At 74.1% G+C, this 20933-nt stretch carries 21 protein-coding genes and 1 pseudogene; 21 read left to right on the top strand and 1 reads right to left on the bottom strand.

Annotated elements, in window-relative coordinates; genetic code table 11:
- Positions 1-192: 192 nt before the first annotated feature.
- The 12 genes and pseudogenes from rimP to larE all read left to right on the top strand — a co-directional run bounded on the left by rimP (position 193) and on the right by larE (position 10999).
- Positions 193-990 (top strand): ribosome maturation factor RimP, encoded by a 798-nt coding sequence (rimP, locus tag O2V63_RS16705; protein ID WP_269168674.1) that lies wholly within the window; start codon positions 193-195, stop codon positions 988-990.
- Entirely contained in the window at positions 987-2111 is a 1125-nt protein-coding gene (nusA, locus tag O2V63_RS16700) for a transcription termination factor NusA (RefSeq protein WP_269168673.1), read from the top strand. Before rimP ends, nusA begins: the two co-directional genes overlap by 4 nt.
- Positions 2112-2119: 8 nt before the next feature.
- Complete coding sequence (locus O2V63_RS16695) at positions 2120-2386, top strand: YlxR family protein (protein ID WP_164701072.1); 267 nt, start codon at positions 2120-2122, stop codon at positions 2384-2386.
- A 197-nt stretch (positions 2387-2583) separates the two neighbouring features.
- Positions 2584-2724 (top strand): annotated as a pseudogene (locus O2V63_RS16690) (translation initiation factor IF-2 N-terminal domain-containing protein); the annotation flags it as partial.
- 1032 nt (positions 2725-3756) lie between these two features.
- Positions 3757-5595: a translation initiation factor IF-2 gene (gene infB, locus O2V63_RS16685; RefSeq protein WP_269165347.1), complete on the top strand. Its 1839-nt coding sequence runs from the start codon at positions 3757-3759 to the stop codon at positions 5593-5595.
- Between the two features lie 85 nt (positions 5596-5680).
- Complete coding sequence (locus O2V63_RS16680) at positions 5681-5983, top strand: DUF503 domain-containing protein (protein ID WP_269168672.1); 303 nt, start codon at positions 5681-5683, stop codon at positions 5981-5983.
- Between the two features lie 83 nt (positions 5984-6066).
- Entirely contained in the window at positions 6067-6618 is a 552-nt protein-coding gene (gene rbfA / locus O2V63_RS16675; protein WP_164701070.1) for a 30S ribosome-binding factor RbfA, read from the top strand.
- Positions 6615-6857, top strand: coding sequence for a hypothetical protein (locus O2V63_RS16670; protein ID WP_269168671.1), 243 nt, complete (start codon positions 6615-6617; stop codon positions 6855-6857). Before rbfA ends, O2V63_RS16670 begins: the two co-directional genes overlap by 4 nt.
- 4 nt (positions 6858-6861) lie before the next feature.
- Positions 6862-7851: a DHH family phosphoesterase gene (locus O2V63_RS16665; RefSeq protein ID WP_269168670.1), complete on the top strand. Its 990-nt coding sequence runs from the start codon at positions 6862-6864 to the stop codon at positions 7849-7851.
- Between the two features lie 35 nt (positions 7852-7886).
- Complete coding sequence (locus tag O2V63_RS16660; RefSeq protein WP_269168669.1) at positions 7887-9149, top strand: MATE family efflux transporter; 1263 nt, start codon at positions 7887-7889, stop codon at positions 9147-9149.
- Between the two features lie 73 nt (positions 9150-9222).
- Positions 9223-10143 (top strand): tRNA pseudouridine(55) synthase TruB, encoded by a 921-nt coding sequence (gene truB / locus O2V63_RS16655; protein ID WP_269168668.1) that lies wholly within the window; start codon positions 9223-9225, stop codon positions 10141-10143.
- 22 nt (positions 10144-10165) lie between these two features.
- Positions 10166-10999 (top strand): ATP-dependent sacrificial sulfur transferase LarE, encoded by an 834-nt coding sequence (gene larE, locus O2V63_RS16650; protein ID WP_269168667.1) that lies wholly within the window; start codon positions 10166-10168, stop codon positions 10997-10999.
- Here the strand turns inward: larE and larB are convergent.
- Positions 10990-11667, bottom strand: a complete 678-nt coding sequence (larB, locus tag O2V63_RS16645) for a nickel pincer cofactor biosynthesis protein LarB (RefSeq protein ID WP_269168666.1) — start codon at positions 11665-11667, stop codon at positions 10990-10992. The two genes, larE and larB, sit on opposite strands and share 10 nt — an antisense overlap.
- A 38-nt stretch (positions 11668-11705) precedes the next feature.
- Here larB and O2V63_RS16640 point away from each other — a divergent pair, with 38 nt between their 5' ends.
- The 9 genes from O2V63_RS16640 to dapB all read left to right on the top strand — a co-directional run bounded on the left by O2V63_RS16640 (position 11706) and on the right by dapB (position 20538).
- Positions 11706-12206: a GNAT family N-acetyltransferase gene (locus O2V63_RS16640; RefSeq protein ID WP_269168665.1), complete on the top strand. Its 501-nt coding sequence runs from the start codon at positions 11706-11708 to the stop codon at positions 12204-12206.
- Positions 12207-12298: 92 nt separating this feature from the next.
- Positions 12299-12625, top strand: coding sequence for an antibiotic biosynthesis monooxygenase family protein (locus tag O2V63_RS16635; RefSeq protein WP_269165227.1), 327 nt, complete (start codon positions 12299-12301; stop codon positions 12623-12625).
- A 196-nt stretch (positions 12626-12821) separates the two neighbouring features.
- Positions 12822-13973, top strand: a complete 1152-nt coding sequence (locus O2V63_RS16630) for a branched-chain amino acid aminotransferase (protein WP_269168664.1) — start codon at positions 12822-12824, stop codon at positions 13971-13973.
- Between the two features lie 37 nt (positions 13974-14010).
- On the top strand, positions 14011-14982 hold the full coding sequence (locus O2V63_RS16625; protein WP_269168663.1) for a bifunctional riboflavin kinase/FAD synthetase: 972 nt from the start codon (positions 14011-14013) through the stop codon (positions 14980-14982).
- 129 nt (positions 14983-15111) lie between these two features.
- Positions 15112-15381 (top strand): 30S ribosomal protein S15, encoded by a 270-nt coding sequence (gene rpsO, locus O2V63_RS16620; protein ID WP_029339129.1) that lies wholly within the window; start codon positions 15112-15114, stop codon positions 15379-15381.
- Positions 15382-15642: 261 nt separating this feature from the next.
- Positions 15643-17907: a polyribonucleotide nucleotidyltransferase gene (locus tag O2V63_RS16615; protein ID WP_269168662.1), complete on the top strand. Its 2265-nt coding sequence runs from the start codon at positions 15643-15645 to the stop codon at positions 17905-17907.
- On the top strand, positions 17904-19280 hold the full coding sequence (locus O2V63_RS16610) for a M16 family metallopeptidase (protein ID WP_269168661.1): 1377 nt from the start codon (positions 17904-17906) through the stop codon (positions 19278-19280). Before O2V63_RS16615 ends, O2V63_RS16610 begins: the two co-directional genes overlap by 4 nt.
- Positions 19281-19288: 8 nt before the next feature.
- Positions 19289-19669, top strand: a complete 381-nt coding sequence (locus O2V63_RS16605) for a VanZ family protein (protein ID WP_269168660.1) — start codon at positions 19289-19291, stop codon at positions 19667-19669.
- Positions 19670-19728: 59 nt separating this feature from the next.
- The gene (gene dapB, locus O2V63_RS16600; protein WP_269168659.1) at positions 19729-20538 is read left to right on the top strand and encodes a 4-hydroxy-tetrahydrodipicolinate reductase; all 810 of its coding nucleotides are present in this window, start codon (positions 19729-19731) and stop codon (positions 20536-20538) included.
- Positions 20539-20933 lie beyond the last annotated feature (395 nt).

Below are 20933 nucleotides of genomic sequence, written 5' to 3'. Positions count from 1 at the left end.
TCGCGGGCGACTCTCCTGGCCGAACGCACCGGAGCGCCGGTCGCTACTCGTGGGACCGGTGGTACCGGCGGTGCGGGCGGTAGCCTGACGGTTCACGCGCAGCACGCCGGTGGCCCGTCGGGCCCGACCGGCCGCCCACCGGGGTCCCACCCGGTGGGCACGTCGCGGTTCCCACACAACAGGAGGCAGTCGGTGTCCACGCGAGGTGCAGGCACCGCGGACGTGGTGACCGCCAAGCTGACCGGCTGGGTCGAGCCCGTGGTCGCCGCCGCCGGGTACGACCTGGAGGAGCTCGTCGTCCGGCCCGCCGGCCAGCGGTCGGTGGTCCGGGTCGTGGTCGACCGGGACGCCGGGGTCAGCCTGGACGACGTCGCCGAGCTCAGCCGTGCGCTGTCGGAGGTGCTCGACGCGCAGGACGAGGCGCTCGGCCGCTCGCCCTACGTCCTGGAGGTCACCAGCCCCGGGGTCGACCGCCCACTGACCCTGCCGCGGCACTGGCGGCGCAACGTCGGCCGGCTGGTCGGCGTCGCCGTCGGCCCCGACTCCGGCCGGGAGCAGCTCACCGGCCGGGTCCTCCGGGTCGACGACGACGGGGTCGTGCTGGCCGTGGAGAAGGGCGGCACGAAGAAGGGCCAGGTGCGCAAGGCCGTCGGCGAGCGCACCGTGCCCTGGGCCGAGCTGGGCGAGGCGCGGGTGCAGGTGGAGTTCACCCGCCCGGCCGGGCACCGCGACGCCGCACTGGTCGACCACGGCGACGACGAGCACGACGAGCAGCAGGACGACGACGAGCACCAGGACGACGACGAGACCCACGACGACGAGACCGACGACGAGGCCGACGGCGACGTGCCCGAGGACGCCGAGGACGAGCACGACGACGAGCAGGACCCGACCGGGACCAGCGCGGTCGACGCGAGCGGGAGGCCCGGGCGACCGGCTCCGCGCCGCGCGCCGCGGGACCCCCGGTCGCGACGAGGAGGCAACGAGTGAACATCGACGTGACGGCTCTCAAGGCGGTCGAGCGGGAGAAGGGCATCCCGGCGGACACGGTGCTGCAGGCGATCGAGACCGCGCTGGTCACCGCCTACCGGCACGCGGACGGCGCGGCCAAGCACGTCCGCGTGCAGGTCGACCGCAAGAGCGGCGAGGTCGCCGTCCTGGCCCAGGAGCTGGGGCCGGACGGCGAGGTCGTGCACGAGTGGGACGACACCCCCTCCGACTTCGGTCGGATCGCCGCCAGCACCGCCAAGCAGGTGATCATCCAGCGGCTCCGCGACGCCGAGCACGAGCAGACCTTCGGGGAGTACGCCGGCAAGGAGGGCGACATCGTCAGCGGCATCGTGCAGGCGCACGAACGCCGCAACACCCAGGGCGTGGTGCTGGTCGACATCGGCAAGGTGGAGGCCACGCTGCCAGCGCCGGAGCAGGTGCCCGGTGAGGACTACCGGCACGGCAGCCGGCTGAAGGCCTACGTCGTCTCCGTCGCCCGCACCTTCCGCGGTCCGCAGGTGACGCTGTCGCGCACCCACCCCAACCTGGTCCGCAAGCTGTTCGCGCTCGAGGTGCCCGAGGTCGCCGACGGCAGCGTGGAGATCGTCGCCGTGGCGCGCGAGGCCGGGCACCGGTCGAAGATCGCCGTCCGCACCCGCGTCCCGGGGCTGAACGCCAAGGGTGCGTGCATCGGCCCGATGGGCCAGCGGGTCCGCAACGTGATGAGCGACCTGCACGGCGAGAAGATCGACATCGTCGACTGGTCCGAGGACGAGGCCAGCTTCGTCGCCTCTGCGCTGTCGCCCGCGCGGGTCACCAGCGCACGGGTGGTGGACCCGGCCGCTCGGGCGGTCCAGGTGGTCGTGCCGGACTACCAGTTGTCGCTGGCGATCGGCAAGGAGGGGCAGAACGCCCGCCTGGCCGCCCGGCTCACCGGGTGCCGCATCGACATCCGCAGTGACGCCGAGCCCACCGACGGCGACGCCCCGGTCTCCCCGGGTGTCGGGCGGGCTCCGTTGCGGGCGGGCGTGCAGCCGGGCCGGCCCGGTGCCCACGGTCCGCAGGGCGGTCACCGGCCCCCCGTACGGCGCGCGGAACATCCCGGGCCCGCGGCGCGCTAGACTCCCTGATGGCCGATTCGTCGATGCCGGTCCGCACCTGTGTGGGGTGCCGGCGACGCGCTCCGGTCACCGAGCTGTTGCGTGTCGTCGTCCGCGGCGGGGGGCTCACCCCTGATCCGCGGCGACGGCTCCCCGGCCGGGGTGCGTCCCTGCACCCCACCGCGGAGTGCCTGCAGGCAGCAGTCCGGCGCCGGGCCTTCCCGCGCGCGCTGCGCAGCAGCACGCCGCTGGAGACCGGCCCGCTCGAGGCCCACGTCCTCCGGCAGGTCACCTGACCCGCCCGGGTGGTGCCCCGGACGGACCGCACCGAGCACCATGTACTGAGCGCGATCCAGTCGGACCGGCACCCGGCCGGTCCACAGTCGAGAGCAGGACGACCTCGGATGAGCAACCCGTGAAGTCGCCACGATGACCATGCACCACTGAGACAGAGGTCGAGCGGGCCAGCCGCCGGCCTCACCAGAGGAGACCCGTGCCAGGCAAGGCCCGCGTACACGAGCTCGCGAAAGAGCTCGGTATCGACAGCAAGACAGTGCTCGCCAAGCTCAAGGAGCAGGGCGAGTTCGTGAAGTCCGCCTCCTCCACCGTCGAGGCCCCGGTGGCCCGACGGCTGCGTGAGGCCTTCCCCGGCGACGGTGCCGGCAACGGCGCCTCCGGTGCCCGCCCGGGCCCGCGTCCCGGCGCACCCGGCCCCCGGCCGGCCGCGCCCATGGCGTCGGCTCCTGCCGCGCCGGCCCCCGCTGCTCCGGCTCCGGCCCCGGCCGCTCCCCAGGCCCCTGCTGCACAGGCCGACGTGCCGGCCCGTCCGGCCGCCCCCGGCCCGCGTCCCGGCCCCCGGCCGGCACCGCAGCAGCCGGCGGCCGAGGCCCCGGCACCGCAGCAGCCGGCTCCGGAGCAGTCCGCTCCGGCGCCGCAGCAGCCGGCCGCGAGCGCCCCGACCCAGCAGCCTCCGGCCGCACCGGCCCAGCCGGGCGCGCGTCCGGCTGCTCCGGGTCCGCGCCCTGCCGGTGGTGCACCTGCCGGTCCGGCAGCCGGTGGCGCCGCGCCGGGCGCTCCGCGTCCGGCCGCTCCCGGGCCCCGGCCCGGCCCGCGTCCGGCTCCCCGGCCGGGCAACAACCCCTTCAGCAGCGCCCCGCGTCCGGCTGCCGCCGGTCCGCGACCCGGCGGAGCTCCCGGTCAGCAGGCCGGTCCCGGTGGGCCGCGTCCGGGCCCCGGTGGCCCGCGTCCGGCTCCCGGCGCCGGTGGTCCCCGTCCGTCGTCCGGTCCTGGCGGGCCCCGTCCCGCCGCCGGTCCGGGTGGGCCGCGTCCCAACCCCGGCATGATGCCGCAGCGTCCGAGCCCCGGCATGATGCCGCCGCGGCCGGCCGGTGGCGGTCGCGCCGGTGGTCCTGGCGGCCCTGGTGGCGCCGGTGGTCGTGGCCGTCCGGGTGGTCCCGGCGGTGGCGGTGGCTTCCGTCCCGGTGGCGGTGGTCCCGGTGGCGCGCCGGCCGGCGGTGGCTTCCGTCCGGGTGGCGGCGGCGGTGGCCGTGGTCGTGGCCGTGGTGGCTCCGGTGCCGGCACCGCGGGTGCCTTCGGGCGTCCGGGTGGTCGTGGCCCGGTCCGTGGGCGCAAGAGCAAGAAGCAGCGGCGTCAGGAGTTCGACTCCATGGCGGCGCCGAGCATGGGTGGCGTCTCGCTGCCCCGTGGCAACGGGCAGACCGTCCGACTGCCGCGTGGCGCCTCGCTGACCGACCTGGCCGAGCGGATCAACGCCGAGCCGGCCGCGCTGGTCACCGCCCTGTTCCACCTGGGCGAGATGATCACCGCGACGCAGTCGGTCAACGACGACACCCTGCAGCTGCTCGGTGCCGAGATCGGCTGGGTCATCCAGGTCGTCAGTCCGGAGGACGAGGACCGCGAGCTCCTCGACACCTTCGACCTCACCTTCGGTGACGAGGAGAGCGACGACGAGGACGACTGGGGCATCCGTCCGCCGGTCGTCACCGTCATGGGTCACGTCGACCACGGGAAGACCAAGCTCCTGGACGCGCTCCGGCACGCGAACGTGGCGGGCAAGGAGGCCGGTGGGATCACCCAGCACATCGGCGCCTACCAGATCGTCACCGAGCTGGAGGGCAACGAGCGTCCGGTCACCTTCATCGACACCCCGGGTCACGAGTCGTTCACCGCGATGCGTGCCCGTGGCGCGAAGGTCACCGACATCGTCGTCCTGGTCGTGGCGGCCGACGACGGCGTCATGCCGCAGACGGTCGAGGCGCTCAACCACGCCCAGGCCGCCGAGGTGCCGATCGTGGTCGCGGTCAACAAGATCGACAAGGAGGGGGCCAACCCCGCCAAGATCCGTCAGCAGCTCACCGAGTACGGGCTGGTGGCCGAGGAGTACGGCGGCGACACGATGTTCGTCGACGTCTCCGCGACCACCCGTCAGGGCCTCGACGACCTGCTGACCTCGATCCTGCTGACCGCTGACGCCTCGCTGGACCTGCGGGCCAACGTGGGTCAGGACCCCCAGGGTGTGGTCATCGAGGGCAAGCTGGACAAGGGGCGTGGCCCCGTCGCCACGGTGCTGGTCCAGCGCGGCACCCTGCGCCAGGGCGACTCGATCGTGGCCGGCGACGCCTACGGTCGCGTCCGGTCGCTGCTCGACGAGCACGGCAACAAGCTCAAGGAGGCACTGCCGGCCCGTCCGGTCCAGGTCGTCGGCCTGACCTCCGTGCCGCGCGCCGGGGACACCTTCCTCGTCGTCGAAGAGGACCGGATCGCCCGGCAGATCGCCGATCGCCGTCAGGCCCGCATCCGCAACGCGCAGAACGCGTCCATGCGGAAGCGGATCAGCCTGGAGGACCTCGACGCGGCGCTCAAGGAGACCCGTCAGCTCAACCTGATCATCAAGGGCGACAACTCGGGCACCGTCGAGGCGCTCGAAGAGGCGCTGATGAAGATCGAGGTGAGCGACGACCTCACGCTGCGGGTCATCCACCGCGGCGTCGGTGGGATCACCAAGAGCGACATCGACCTGGCGCTGGCCGACGACGTCATCGTCCTGGGCTTCAACGTCCGGGCCGAGGGCCAGGCCACCGAGCTCGCCGCCCGCGAAGGCGTGGACGTCCGGTACTACACGGTCATCTACCAGGCCATCGAGGAGATCGAGTCCGCGCTCAAGGGCATGCTCAAGCCCGAGTACGAAGAGGTGCAGCTGGGCACCGCGGAGGTCCGCGAGGTCTTCCGGGTCCCGAAGATCGGCAACGTCGCCGGCTCGTTGGTGCGCAGCGGCACGATCGTCCGCAACTCCAAGGCCCGTCTCATCCGGGACGGCGCCGTGGTCGCGGACAACCTGACCGTCGAGTCGCTGCGTCGCTTCAAGGACGACGCGACCGAGGTCCGCGAGGGTTACGAGTGCGGTGTCGGGCTGGGGTCGTTCAACGACATCAAGCCCGAGGACGTCATCCAGACCTTCGAGCTGCGCGAGAAGCCGCGCGCATAACGGAGGGACCCCGTCCGCCTCACGCCTCGCAGGCTCGGCGTGAGGCTCGGGACGGGGCCGTGAGTCACTGAGCAGCAGAGAGGCGGTGAGCGTGTTCACGGGCACGCTCACCGCCGACCTGCTGTTGGGCGACGTGCACTCGCTCAAGGAGAAGCGCGCTGTGGTGAAGCCGATCGTGGCCGAACTGCGGCGCCGGTTCTCCGTGGCCGCCGCCGAGGTGGGCGACCCCGACCTGCACCGCCGTGTGCAGGTCGGGGTCGCCACCGTGGCGGGCCAGGCCGCCCAGGTGGGCGACGTGCTGGACGCCTGCGAGCGGTTGCTGGCCGAGCGACCCGAGGTGACGCTGCTGTCGACGCACCGGCAGCTGTCCAGCGACACCGATCAATGACCCCCTTGCAGGGCCCCGCCACTCGCACGCTCGCGGCGGGGCCCTGCAAGGGGGCCACCACACCCTCGACATGGAGGTCCGTCATGGCCGACCCGGCCCGGGCACGCCGACTGGCGGTGCGCATCCGTCAGATCGTCAGCGCCACGATCGAGATGCAGATCAAGGACCCCCGCCTCGGGATGGTCACCATCACCGACGCGCGGGTCACCAGTGACCTGCGTGAGGCGACGGTGTTCTACACCGTCTACGGCGACGAGCAGCAGATCGAGGACTCCGCACGGGCCCTCGCCAGCGCCACCGGTGTGCTCCGCTCCACCGTGGGCAAGCAGACCGGGATCAAGTTCGTGCCCACGCTGGCCTTCGTGGCCGACATCGTCCCGGACACCGCCCGGGAGCTGGAGGAGGCCCTGGCCCGCGTCCGGGAGGCCGACGCCGAACTGGCCCGCGCCCGCGAGAACGCCCAGTACGCCGGCGAGGCGGACCCGTACCGCAAGCCCGCGGTCGACGAGGACGAGGACACCGAGGACGGGGACGACCTCGACGGCGCTGCCGACGAGCCGGCCGACGCCGCTGCCGGCCGCACGGACGGCTACGCCGACGGCCGCCCGTCGGCCGCCGAGCGGAGCGCGTCATGACCGGCGCCGTGGACCCGGACCCGGACGACCTGGCCGGAGAGCGAGAGGTGGCCGGGTTCGGTGGCCGGGAGGAGCCGGCCACCGGCGACCCCACCGCCGGCGGCAAGCACGGCGACATCGGGACGACCGACAGCATCGCCGAGGACGAGTCGGACGACGGCACGCACTACGCGCCGGGCGGCGGCAACACCGATCCCGAGCCGCAGCAGCCGCCGCACGCCGGCCCGGACGGCACGTGAACCGGTGACCACCGTCTCCGCGCCCGCGGACGCGGCCGTGGAGCTGCTCGCCGCTGCGGCGGCCGCCGGGCAGACGGTCGTGCTCTCCGGCCACGTCCAGCCCGACGCCGACGCCCTGGGCAGCACCCTCGCGCTGGCCGAGGGGCTCCGCCGCTGCGGCGCCCGGGTGGTCGCGACCTTCCCCGAGCCGTTCACGCTGCCGGCCTCGCTGGGCTGGCTCCCCGGCGCCCAGCAGCTGGTCCCACCGCGGACCGTGCCGGCCGACGTCGACGTGTTCGTCAGCCTGGACGCGGCCGCCCCCGGTCGGCTGGGTGACCTGGCGGCCCTGCTGACCACCGCGCGGCGGTCGGTCGTCGTCGACCACCACGCCAGCAACCCGGGGTTCGGCGAGATCCGGGTGGTCGAGCCACGCGCTGCCGCGACCGTGGTGCTCGTCGCGGACCTGCTGGACGGCCTGGGCGTGGAGCTCGACGAGCGGCTGGCCACCTGCCTGTACGCCGGGCTGGCGGCCGACACCGGCTCCTTCCGCTTCGGCAACACCGCGCCGGGCACCCACGAGCTGGCTGCCCGGCTGCTGCGCACCGGCATCGACCACGCGGCGATCAGCCAGCGGCTGTTCGACACGGCGCCCTTCGGCTGGCTGGGGCTGCTCTCGGCCGTCACCGGGCGCGCGGTGCTCGACCGGGAGGTCGGCGCAGGCCTGGTCTGGACCTGGTCGACGGCGGCCGAGGCGCGCGCCCACGGCCTGGCCGCCGACCAGCTCGAGGCCCTGGTCGACGTCGTCCGGGCGACCGCCGAGGCCGACGTTGCCTGCGTCCTCAAGGGCCAGGACGACGGTGCCTGGTCGGTCTCCCTCCGCTCGCGCGGCGCCACCGACCTGGCCCGGGTGGCGATGGCCCTCGGCGGCGGTGGTCACCGCGCGGCCGCTGGGTACACCTCGACCGCCGACCGGGAGGACACGATCGCCGCGCTCCGGCAGGAGCTGGCCCGCTGAGCAGGTCGATCCCGTCCCTGGCGGCACCGGCGCTGGTGGTGCTCGCCGCCGAGCCGCTGTACCTGCTGGTCGACACCGCGGTGGTCGGCAACCTCGGCACGGTCAGCCTCGGCGGCCTCGCCGTCGGCGGCGGTCTGCTGGCCTACGTGGCGGCGCTGCTCAACTTCCTCGCCTACGGGACGACCGCCCGCGCGGCCCGGCGCGCCGGGGCCGGGGACCGGGTCGGCGCGGTCGCGGAGGGCGTGCAGGCCACCTGGCTGGCCCTGGCCCTGGGCGTGGGACTGGCGGCCGTCTTCCAGGTCGCGGCCGGGCCGCTGACCCGCCTGCTCGCCGGCGGGGACGGGCCGGTCGCCGAGGCCGCCGAGGAGTGGCTGCGGGTGGCCAGCCTGGGGCTCCCGCTGCTCCTGATCGCACTGGCCGGCAACGGCTGGCTGCGTGGCGTCCAGGAGCTGCGCCGGCCGATGGGCTACGTCCTGGCCGGCAGCCTGGTCAGCCTGGTGCTGTGCCCGCTGCTGGTGCACACGGCCGAGATGGGCCTGGTCGGTTCTGCGGTGGCCAACGTGATCGGCCAGGCCGTCTCCGCTGCGCTCTTCGTGCGGGCGCTGACCCGCGAGATCGCCGGCACCGGGATCTCCTTGCGGCCCCGACCGGCCGCGCTGCGGGCCCAGCTGGTGCTCGGGCGCGACCTGCTGCTGCGCGCCGCCGTCCTCCAGCTGGCCTTCGCCGCCGCCGCGGGGGTGGTGGCCCGGTCGGGCACCGCCGAGCTCGGGGCGCACCAGATCGCCCTGCAGCTGTGGCTGTTCCTCGCCCTGGTCCTCGACGCCTACGCCATCGCCGCGCAGACCCTCGTCGGCACGGCGCTGGGTGCGGCCCGCCCGGCCGAGGCCCGCGCCACCGCGAGCCGGGTGGTCGGCTGGGGCCTGGGCACCGGCGTCCTCGTCGCCGTCGTGCTGCTCGCCCTGCGCCCGGTGCTGCCGCCGCTGTTCACCGACGACCCGGCGGTGCTCGCCGAGGCCGGCGTCGTGTGGTGGTTCCTGGCGCTCATGCAGCCGCTGGCCGGGGTGGTCTTCGCCCTCGACGGGGTGCTCATGGGCGCCGGGGACGTCGCCTACCTGCGCACCGTCACCGTCGGGTCGGCGCTGGTGGGCTTCGTGCCGCTGTCGCTGCTGTCCGGCTGGCTGGACTGGGGACTGCCCGGGGTGTGGACCGGCCTGACCCTGTTCATCGTGCTGCGGCTGGTGGCGGTGGGCTGGCGGGTGCGGGGCAGCGTCTGGCTGGGTGAGAGCGTGGTCTCGTGAGCGAGCTCGCGAGCGAACCGATCAGCAGAGCAGCCCGGCGAAGCCGGCCGACGAGCGTCAGCGAGGAGGTCGGATGAGCCGGAAGAAGCCCGACGCCGACGTCCCGCCGTCCCTGCTGCTGGTCGACAAGGCCGGCGGCATGACCTCCCACGACGTCGTCGCCCGCGCCCGGCGGGTGCTGTCGGTGCGCAAGGTGGGGCACGCCGGCACCCTGGACCCGATGGCCACCGGGCTGCTGGTGCTGGGCGTGGGCGCCGCCACCCGGCTGCTCGGCCACCTCTCCGGCTCGGACAAGACCTACGAGGCCACCATCCGGCTCGGCCAGACGACGGTCACCGACGACCGCGAGGGTGACGTGACCGCCACCGCCTCGGCCGCCGGGGTCACCGAGGACGCCGTCCGTGCCGCACTGGCCGGTCAGGTCGGCCCGCTGCAGCAGGTGCCCTCGTCGGTCAGCGCGGTGAAGGTCGACGGCAAGCGCTCCTACGACCGGGTGCGGGCCGGCGAGGAGTTCGAGCTGGCCGCCCGGTCGGTCACTGTGCACCGGATCGACGTCCACGAGGTCCGTCGTCCCACCGCCGACCTGGTCGACGTCGACGTCACCGTCTCCTGCAGCACCGGCACCTACATCCGGGCGATCGCCCGGGACGTGGGCGGGACCCTCGGGGTCGGCGGCCACCTCACCGCGCTGCGCCGCAGTTCCTCCGGGCCCTTCGCCACGACCGCGGCCCGTCCCGTCGAGGAGGCTGCCGGGGCGCTGGCCGGGCCGGGCAGCGGGCCGGGCGTGCTGGGCCTGACGGACGCCGCCCGGGCGGTCTTCCCCGCCCGCGAGCTCACCGTGGAGGAGGCCGTGGCCCTGGGGTACGGCCAGCGGGTCCCGGCCACCGGTGCGCCCGGGTTGCACGCGGCGGTCGCTCCCGACGGGCGGCTGGTCGCGCTGGTGGAGGACGCCGGGTCGGTCGCCCGGGTCGCGGTCGGCTTCCCGCCCGGCTGACCTGGATGACACCCTGGCCACGATGAGCGGACTCGAGCACCGGCTGGCCCTGTTGGACGCCGAGCTCGCCGCCGTGCCCGGGGTGCTGGTCGCCTTCTCCGGCGGCGTCGACTCCGGGGTGGTGCTCGCCGCGGCGGTGCGGGCCCTGGGCGTCGACCGGGTGGTCGCGGCGACGGCGATCTCGCCGAGCCTGCCGGTCGTCGAGCGGGTGGCGGCTCATGAGTTCGCGGTGGGCCTGGGGGTGCGTCACGAGCAGCCGCCCACCGACGAGCTGTCCCGTCCGGGCTACGTCGCCAACGCCGGTGACCGCTGTGCGTTCTGCAAGACCGAACTGGTCGACGTGCTCACCCCGCTGGCCGCGGAGCTGGGGATCGCCGACGTGGTCACCGGTACCAACGCCGACGACCTGCGGGCGGGTTTCCGGCCCGGCATCCGGGCGGCTGCCGAGCGGGGGGCGTGGGCGCCGCTGGCCAGGGCCGGCATGACCAAGGACGACGTCCGGGCGGCCGCCCGGCTCTGGGGCCTGCCGCTGGCCGACAAACCCGCCGCCGCGTGCCTGGCCAGCCGGATCGCCTACGGGGTGCCGGTGTCGGCGGCGGGCCTGGCCCGGGTGGAGGCGGCCGAGGCGGCGCTGCGGGCGGCCCTGACCGAGGCCGGGCACGTGGCCCGCGACCTACGGGTGCGTGACATGGGCGACGACGTGGCCCGGGTCGAGGTCGACGCCGTGCTCGTCCCGGTCGTCGGCGCAGAGCTGCTGGCCGCGGTCCCCGGCTTCGCCCGGGTGGAGCTGGACCCGCGGGGCTTCCGGTCGGGGGCGATGAACGAGCTGCTGCCCGACCCGGTGCGCTACCGGTGAGCTGAGCGGACGATCCGGGCGGCCGCGACGCCGGCACCGAACCCGTTGTCGATGTTGACGACCAGGACGCCGGGCGCACAGGCGGTGAGCATGGTGAGCAACGCGGCCAGGCCCTCGAAGGCGGCGCCGTAGCCGACCGAGGTGGGGACGGCGACCACCAGCCGGTCGGTGAGCCCGGCGACCACGCTGGGCAGCGCGCCGTCCATCCCGGCGACCACGACGACGGCGTCGGCCGCGGCCAGGTCCGGGGCCACGGCCAGCACCCGGTGCACGCCGGCCACCCCGACGTCGTCCACCCGCCGGCACCCCACCCCGCTGGCGGCCAGAGTGGCGGCGACCTCGGCGGCGACCGCGCCGTCCGACGTCCCGGCGGTCAGCACCAGCACCTGGCCGACCGGCGGTGCCGGCGTGCCCACCCAGGCCACCCGGCCCACCGGGTCGACGTGGGCCTCCGGCCAGCGCGCGAGCACCGCCGCAGCGGTGGGTTCGTCGACCCGGGTGGCCCAGGCGAGCGGGGTGCCGGCGTCGAGCAGGCCGGCCAGGCAGCCCACCGTCTCGGCCGGCGTCTTGCCGCCGGCGAAGACCACCTCGGGGGTGCCGGTCCGGGCCGCCCGGTCGGGGTCCAGCCGGGCGAAGCCGATGTCGGCGGTGCGCGGCTGCTCGGTCACCGCGTCAGTCTCGCCCACCGGCTCGGCAGACTGTCCGGGTGCTGGTGCGGCGGCGGGTGGACCACGACCTCCCGGACAGCGTCCGGGCCCTGCGGGAGGTGTACGACGTCGACGGGTACCCGGCGCGGTGGCCGGCGGACCCCGCAGCGTGGTTGACGCCCAGCGGGACCGTCGCCTGCTGGGTGGCCGAGGTGGCCGGCGTCGTCGTCGGGCACGCCTGCCTGGTGGGCGACGTGGTCGACGACGGGCTGAGCCGGCAGACCGGGGTGCCGGCCGGCGGGCTTGGTGCCGTCTCCCGGCTGTACGTCGCGCCGCGGGGGAGAGGGCAGGGCCTCGGCGCCGGTCTGCTGGCCGCGGTGACGGCGTGCGCCGCGGACCGGGGTCTGCAGGTGGTGCTCGAGGTGGTCGAGGGCAGCGGTGCCGTGCGCCTGTACGAGCGGCTGGGATGGTGCCTGGCCGACCGCCGGTCGGCCGACTGGACGACCCCTGCGGGAGTGCGTCCGCCGATCCGGGTCTACGTCCCACCGCCGCGGGGATGACCGCGCCCTCCCGTGCGAGTGGACGCCGAACCAGCAGCCGCGGTGTCGCACCCGCCGTGTCGAGCCGGTCGTCGCGGGGCAGGATGCGGTGCATGAGCGTCGTCAAGATCAACGTCGTGACCATGCCCGAGGACAAGCGCGCCCGCTTCGAGGAGCGGTTCAAGGGCCGGGCCGGTGCGGTGGAGACCACCCCGGGGTTCGAGTGGTTCGAGCTGCTGCGCCCGGTCGCCGGCACCGACTCCTACCTCGTCTACACGCGGTGGAGCAGCCAGGAAGCCTACGAGGCCTGGCAGACCAGCCAGGACTTCGACCGCGCGCACGACGGCGGGGGCGACACCCTGGCCCCGGCCGCCGAGCGCTCGCAGCAGCACGTGTGGAGCTACGAGGTCGTCGAGTCCGCGGCCCCGAAGAGCAGCTGAGCCGCCGGCCCGCGCCGTCGTCGTCACCGCCCCGGCGACGACGGCCGGGCCCGCCGGTTCGTCCGGTCGCACCACGTCCGGACGGGTGGTCGTCCCGCCGCACGTGCCGTGGGGCCGCGGAGCCGGGCTAGGGTGACCGGGCGGGCCTGGCAACCGCCGGACCACGCTCCAGCACGAGCACCAGCAGGTGGGAGCCATGACCGACACGCTCGCCGACAGCCGTACCTCCCCCCGGGTCTTCACCGAGGGTGTGCCGCTGGTCGTGGAGGACGTGCCGCGCCGGTCCGCCGCCGACCGTGTCGCGGTCCTGGCGGACCCCGGCTTCGGTCGCCACTTCACCGACTCGATGGTCGTGGCCCGGTACCGCGCCGGTGAGGGCTGGGTCGACGCCCGGCTGACCGGGTACGGGCCGCTCCAGCTGGACCCCAGCACCGCCGGCCTGCACTATGCCCAGTCGATCTTCGAGGGGCTCAAGGCCTACGCCCAGCCGGACGGCAGCGTCGCGACCTTCCGGCCGGAGTCCAACGCCGCCCGGTTCGCCCGCAGCGCCGCCCGGCTGGCCATGCCGGCCGTCCCGCACGACGCCTTCCTCACCGCCGTCGACGCCCTGGTCGACGCCGACCGCGAGTGGGTCCCCACCGGCCCCGACCAGACCCTCTACCTCCGCCCGTACATGATGGCCGTCGACCCGTTCCTCGGGGTCCGGCCGGCGAGCGAGTACCTGTTCCTCGTCATCGCCAGCCCGGCCGGGGCGTACTTCCCGCGCGGGGTGCAGCCGGTGTCGGTCTACCTCTCCGAGGACTACATCCGGGCGGCCCCCGGCGGCACCGGCGACGTCAAGTGCGCCGGCAACTACGCGGCCAGCCTGCTGGCCCAGGAGCAGGCGATCGCCGCCGGCTGCGACCAGGTGGTCTGGCTGGACGCGGTGGAGAAGCGCTGGGTCGAGGAGATGGGCGGGATGAACCTGTTCTTCGTCCTGGGTTCCGGCGCCGACGCCGAGCTCGTCACCCCTGAACTCACCGGCACGCTGCTGCCCGGGATCACCCGCGAGTCGCTGATCACCGTGGCCCGCGAGCTCGGCCACCCGGTCACCGAGCGGAAGTTCAGCGTCGACGAGTGGCGGGCCGGTGTCGCCGACGGCACGGTGACCGAGACCTTCGCCTGCGGTACGGCCGCGGTCATCACCCCGGTCGGTGAGGTCAAGGGGCGCACCGGCGACTTCACGGTCGGCAACGGCGAGCCCGGCCCGCTGACCATGGAGCTGCGCGCGCGGCTGCTCGACGTCCAGCACGGCCGGGTCCCCGACACCCACGGCTGGCTGCACCGCGTCGCGCCCGTGGCCTCCTGAGCACGTCGACCACTCGACACCGGGGGAGGGGAACGACGTGCTGCGCTGGCGTGGGCTGGACGCGACGCCGCCGGACCTGGGGCGCACCGTGGTCACCGTCGGCATGTACGACGGCGTGCACCGGGGTCATCAGCACCTGATCGGTGCGGCGGTCACCCGGGCCCGCGCGGTCGGACGACCGGCGCTGCTGCTCACCTTCGACCCGCACCCCTCCGAGGTGGTGCGGCCCGGCTCCCACCCGGCGATCCTGACCTCGGCCGACCGCAAGGCCGAGCTGGTGGCCGAGCTGGGTGTGGACGCCATGTGCGTGCTGCCCTTCACGCCCGAGTTCAGCCGGCTGTCCCCGGGGGAGTTCACGCACACCGTGCTGGTCGAGCACCTGCACGCCGCCCAGGTGGTGGTGGGGCGGAACTTCACCTACGGGCACAAGGCGGTCGGCACCGTCGAGACGCTGGCCGCCGAGGGCCGGCGGTTCGGCTTCAGCGTCGAGGGGGTCGACCTGACCAGCGTCGGCTCGGCCCCCGACCCGGCCGGCGACGGCGAGGTGACCATCTCCTCCACCTACATCCGGGCCTGCGTGGCCGCCGGGGACATGGCGTCGGCCGCCCTCGCGCTCGGCCGCCCGCACCGGGTCGACGGGATCGTCGTCCGCGGTGACCGTCGCGGGCGGGAGCTCGGCTACCCGACCGCCAACGTGGAGAGCCCGGCGCACACCGCGATCCCGGCCGACGGGGTCTACGCCGGGCGGCTGGTGCTGCGCGACCACCGCGGGGTCAGCCGCAGCACCCACCCGGCCGCGATCTCGGTGGGCAGCAACCCGACCTTCGCCGGCGCCCGGCGCACCGTCGAGGCCCACCTGCTCGACTTCGACGGCGACCTGTACGGCGAGCACGTCGGCGTCGAGTTCGTCGAGCGGCTGCGCCCGATGCTCAGCTTCGCCGGGGTGCCGGAGCTGCTGGTGGCCATGGGCGAGGACGTGGCGCGGACCCGCGCCGTCCTGGAGGTGTGACCGGGCGACTCCGGGCCTGGCCCTGGTGCGGCCGTGTAACCTCGGTGCTGACGTCGGGTGACCGACGTGTGTGCATGCTGCCCCCGTGACACAGACCGGGGGCCACACGTGACCTGCCCTGGAGGCACCATGGCGCTGGAGAGCGCGACGAAGAAGCAGATCATGACCGAGTACGCGACGGTCGAGAACGACACGGGTTCCCCCGAGGTGCAGGTCGCGATGCTGACCCGACGGATCAGCGACCTGACCGAGCACCTCAAGATGCACAAGCACGACCACCACAGCCGGCGGGGCCTGCTCCTGCTGGTCGGCCGTCGCCGGCGGCTGCTGAACTACCTGGCCAAGACCGACATCAACCGGTACCGCTCGCTCATCGAGCGGCTCGGCCTGCGCCGCTAGCACGACCGAGGGGACCGCTCCGGCAACACCGGGACGGTCCCCTCACTCGTGCGGCACCCGCCGCACGGGACCACCGGCCCCACGCCGGCCGCCCCGCGAGGGCCGGTCCTCGGTAGTGGCCCCCGGGACGCAGCGAGCCTGAGTGCAGGACCCCGCGAGTGCGCCCCCCGAGGGCTTCGATCGAAGACCGGTCGCCCCGGACGCCGTCGGCGCGACGCCGCGAAGAGGACGTCGCCGTATGCGACGTAGGAAGAGGACACGATGTCCGCACCCACCACAGATCCCACCGACTTCGACGCCGAGGACGGCGTGTTCACCGCCACCGCGGTGATCGACAACGGGGCCCTCGGTTCCCGCACCGTCACCTTCGAGACCGGCCGCCTCGCCAAGCAGGCCGCCGGCTCCGTCGTCGCCACCATGGGCGACACCACGCTGCTGTCGGCCACCACGGCCGGCCGTCAGCCCAAGGAGCAGTTCGACTTCTTCCCGCTGACGGTGGACGTCGAGGAGCGGATGTACTCGATCGGGAAGATCCCCGGTTCGTTCTTCCGCCGCGAGGGCCGCCCCTCCGAGGACGCGATCCTCACCTGCCGGCTGATCGACCGCCCGCTGCGGCCGACCTTCGCCAAGGGCCTGCGCAACGAGGTGCAGGTCGTCATCACCGTCCTGTCGCTGGACCCCGACCACGTCTACGACGTGCTCGCGATCAACGCCGCCTCGGCCTCCACCCAGCTCTCCGGCCTGCCGTTCTCCGGCCCGATCGGTGGCACCCGGGTGGCGCTGATCAACGGCCAGTGGGTCGGCTTCCCGACGCACGCCGAGCTCGAGGACGCCGTCTTCGACATGGTCGTGGCCGGCCGGGTCCTGCCCGACGGCGACGTCGCGATCATGATGGTCGAGGCCGAGGCCACCGAGAAGACCATCGAGCTCATCGCCGGTGGCGCCACCGCCCCGACCGAGGAGGTCGTGGCCCAGGGCCTCGAGGCCGCCAAGCCCTTCATCAAGGCGCTGTGCCAGGCGCAGTCCGCGCTGGCCGAGAAGGCCGCCAAGCCGGAGGCGCACTTCCCCCGCTTCCTGGACTACCAGGACGACGTCTACGCCGCCGTCGAGGCGCACGCCGCCGAGAAGCTGGCCGTGGCCCAGGCCATCGCCGGCAAGCAGGAGCGCGAGGAGGCCACCGACGCGCTCAAGGACGAGGTCAAGGCCGCCCTGGCCGGGCAGTTCGAGGGCCGCGAGAAGGAGATCTCCGGAGCCTTCCGCGCCGTGACCAAGAAGGTCGTCCGCCAGCGCATCCTGCGCGACAAGATCCGCATCGACGGCCGTGGGCTCACCGACATCCGGCCGCTGTCGGCCGAGGTCGAGGTGCTCCCGCGGGTGCACGGCTCGGCGCTGTTCGAGCGCGGCGAGACCCAGATCATGGGCGTCACCACGCTGAACATGCTCCGCATGGAGCAGCAGCTGGACACGCTGAACCCGATCACCCGCAAGCGCTACATGCACAACTACAACTTCCCGCCGTACTCCACCGGTGAGACCGGCCGGGTGGGCTCGCCCAAGCGCCGCGAGATCGGCCACGGAGCGCTGGCGGAGCGGGCACTGCTGCCGGTGCTGCCGAACCGCGAGGAGTTCCCCTACGCGATCCGACAGGTCTCCGAGGCCCTCGGCTCCAACGGCTCCACCTCGATGGGCTCGGTCTGCGCCTCGACGCTGGCCATGCTCAACGCCGGTGTGCCGCTGAAGGCCGCGGTCGCCGGCATCGCCATGGGCCTGGTCTCCGACGAGGTCGACGGCAAGACCGAGTACGTCGCGCTGACCGACATCCTCGGCGCCGAGGACGCCTTCGGTGACATGGACTTCAAGGTCGCCGGCACCAAGGACTTCGTGACGGCCCTCCAGCTGGACACGAAGCTCGACGGCATCCCCTCCGACGTCCTCGCCGGTGCGCTGACCCAGGCCCGCGCGGCCCGGCTGCACATCCTCGACGTCATGCTGGAGGCGATCGACGGCCCCGACGAGATGAGCGCCTACGCCCCGCGGGTGACCACGGTGCGCATCCCGGTCGACAAGATCGGCGCGGTCATCGGGCCCAAGGGCCAGATGATCAACGCGATCCAGGACGAGACCGGCGCCGACATCACCATCGAGGACGACGGCACGATCTACGTCGGCGCCTCCGATGGCCCCTCGGCCCAGGCCGCGGTCGACCGGATCAACGCCATCGCGAACCCGACGCTGCCCAAGGTCGGCGAGCGGTTCCTCGGCACCGTGGTCAAGACGACGGCCTTCGGCGCCTTCGTCTCGCTGCTGCCCGGCCGCGACGGCCTGGTCCACATCAGCAAGCTGGGCAACGGCAAGCGGATCGCCAAGGTGGAGGACGTCGCGAACGTCGGCGACAAGCTGCAGGTCGAGATCACCGACATCGACGCCCGCGGCAAGATCAGCCTGGTGCCGGTCGTCGAGGGCGACGCGGCCGCTGCCGGTGACGCAGCTCCGGCTGACGAGACCGCCGCTCCCGCGGAGGCGTGAACACGAGTACCGACCTGACCGGGGCCGGGGCGGGCGCTGCGGCGTCCGTCCCGGCCCCGGTCGGTGTCACGCAGGTGCTGGACGTCGACGAGGTCGGCGGCCGGGTGGAGCGGACCGAGCTGCCCGGCGGGCTGCGGGTGCTCACCGAGACGATGCCCGGGGTGCTGTCGGCGACCCTCGGCATCTGGGTCGGCGTCGGGTCCCGGGACGAGAGCCCGGAGCTGGGCGGCTCCTCGCACTTCCTCGAGCACCTGCTGTTCAAGGGCACCCGGAGCCGCACGGCGCTGGAGATCGCCACGGCGATGGACGCCGTCGGTGGTGAGATGAACGCCTTCACCGCCAAGGAGCACACCTGCTACTACGCGAACGTGCTCGCCAGCGACCTCCCGCTCGCGGTGACCCTGCTCGGGGACCTGGTCACCGAGGCGCTCAACACCGCCCCGGACCTCGAGTCCGAGCGCACGGTGGTGCTCGAGGAGATCGCGATGCGCGACGACGAGCCCGCCGACGCGGTGCACGACCTGTACGCCGAGACCCTGTTCGGCGACACCCCGCTGGGCCGGTCGGTGCTCGGCACCGTGGAGTCGATCGAGTCCCTGACCCGGGACGACGTCGACGGCTGGTACCGCGACCGCTACGCCGTCCCCTCGATCGTCGTCTCGGCGGCCGGACGGGTTGACCACCAGCAGGTCATCGACCTCGTCACGGCGGCCTTCGGTGGACGGTTGAGCGGGGGAACGCGGCCGGAGCCGTTGCGGCTGGGGTCCGACGTCGTCCTGGGCGAGCCGGCTCGGCCGACCGGGCTGATCCACCGGCGCACCGAGCAGACGCACCTGCTGCTGGGCAGCCTGGGGATGGGCCGACTGGACGAGCGGCGGTACGCCGGCGCGGTGCTGGACGCCGCGGTGGGTGGCGGCATGAGCTCGCGGCTGTTCCAGGAGATCCGGGAGAAGCGGGGCCTGGTCTACAGCGTGGGGTCCTCGCTGACCCACTACGCCGGTGCCGGGAGCTTCTCGGTGTACGCCGGCTGCTCGCCCAAGCGCGTGCCCGAGGTGCTCCGGCTGATCCGCGCCGGGCTCGCGGAGGTCGCGGCCAGCGGCCTGACCACCGAGGAGGTCGCCCGGGCACGCGGCCAGCTCAAGGGCGGGCTGGTGCTGGGGCTGGAGGACACCGGCTCGCGGATGAGCCGGTTGGGCAAGAGCGAGCTCTCCTACGGTGAGTACCTGCCGGTGCGCACCGTGCTGGACCGGCTCGAGGCCGTGCAGGAGGACCAGGTGCGTGCGGTGGCCGCCGACCTGTTCACCCGGCCGACCTGCCTGGCCGTCGTCGGCCCCTACCGGGAACGCGACCTCGACCGGCTGCTCGCCGCCTGATCCGCCGGATGACCTCCCGCCCGACCCCCGCGTTCGCCGACCACGGTGCACTGGCGCGCGGCACCTTCGCCGTCGTCGTGCTGGTGTCGCTGGCGGTGCTGCTCACCCCGGCGTCCGGCGTGCCGTCGGCCCCGCCGGGCGTGGACAAGGTCGTGCACGGGCTGCTGTTCGCCGTGCTGGCGGTCAGCGGCCGGTGGGCCGGTGTCGGCCGGGGGGTGCTCGCCGTCCTCCTGGTGCTCTACGCGGCGGCCAGTGAACTGCTCCAGTCCCTGGCCGTGCTCAACCGGTCGACGTCGCTCGCCGACCTCGTCGCCGACGTCGTCGGGGTGGCCGTCGGGCTCCTGGCCTGGGAAGCCCTCGCCCGACACCGGGCCGCGCGTACGACCTGACCTGCCGGTGGGTGGGGCGCCGCCTTGCGTGCGACGCCCGCGTTGGTGAGCATCGCGGGATGAGCACTCCGCCGGCCCCCGACGTCCAGCCTCCGACCTCCACCACCGGGGAGACCCCGCTGGTCTCGGTGGGGGTGCTCGGCGCCCGGGGCCGGATGGGCACCGAGGTGTGCCGGGCGGTCGACGCCGCAGAGGACCTCGAGCTCGTGGCGATGGTCGACGAGCGCGACTGGCTGTTCAACGTGGCGGACGCGGGCGCCCAGGTGGTCGTCGACTTCACCCGACCCGACTCCGTCATGGACAACATCCGCTTCTGCATCGACCAGAACATCCACTGCGTCGTCGGGACGACGGGCTTCGACGAGCAGCGGCTGGCCACGATCGCCGAGTGGCTGGAGCCCAAGCCGGACCTCGGGGTGCTCATCGCACCGAACTTCGGGATCGGTGCCGTGCTCCTCATGCGCTTCGCCCAGGAGGCGGCGCGCTTCTTCCCGTCCGTGGAGATCGTCGAGCTGCACCACCCGGCCAAGGTCGATGCCCCCTCGGGCACCGCGGCCCGCACGGCCCGGCTGGTCGCGGCCGCTCGGCGGGCGGCGGGCGTCCCGGTCGCGCCGGACGCGACCCGGGAGGCCGACTCGTTGCCCGGGGCGCGCGGTGCCGACATCGAAGGTGTGCCCGTGCACGCGGTTCGGCTCGCCGGCCTCGTCGCGCACCAGGAGGTGCTCATGGGGGCAGCGGGGGAGACGCTGACCCTGCGGCACGACTCCTACGACCGGGCGTCGTTCATGCCCGGCGTCCTCCTCGCCGTCCGGGAGATCGGCCGCCGTCCTGGCCTGACCGTCGGGATCGAGTCGCTGCTCGGGCTCTGAGGCCGGCGGGCGGGCTGGCTGGCCCTCCACCGGGGCCCGGGTAGTGACCTGCCTCGCAATCCTGGACGCTGCAGTCGGCGCTGACCTGCGGTTTCTCCGCGGTCACGGCCCTCGGGCGGCGTTCGGACGTCGCTCAGGCCGTCTGGCGGTTTGACGAGGGCCCGGTCGGCACGTAACTTCTTCTTTGCGCCGAGCGAGACCGGGTCGAGAGAGCCGGGAGCCGCGAGGTCAGACCCCCGGGTGTGACAGCGAGCCGTGCACGGCGTACAGTCGGACAAGCCGCCTCGAACGAGGGCCAAGCAATTGGTCGGGTTTCGAGCGCGTCCGCTCCTTGAGAACTCAACAGCGTGCCGAAAGTCAGTGCCAAGTATCAATACCCCCATTCGGCGTCCTTC

Origin of the sequence: Modestobacter sp. VKM Ac-2977 (genome assembly GCF_026968045.1) — a bacterium.
Lineage (GTDB): Bacteria > Actinomycetota > Actinomycetes > Mycobacteriales > Geodermatophilaceae > Modestobacter.
This window is presented reverse-complemented; position numbering and strand designations above follow the sequence as displayed.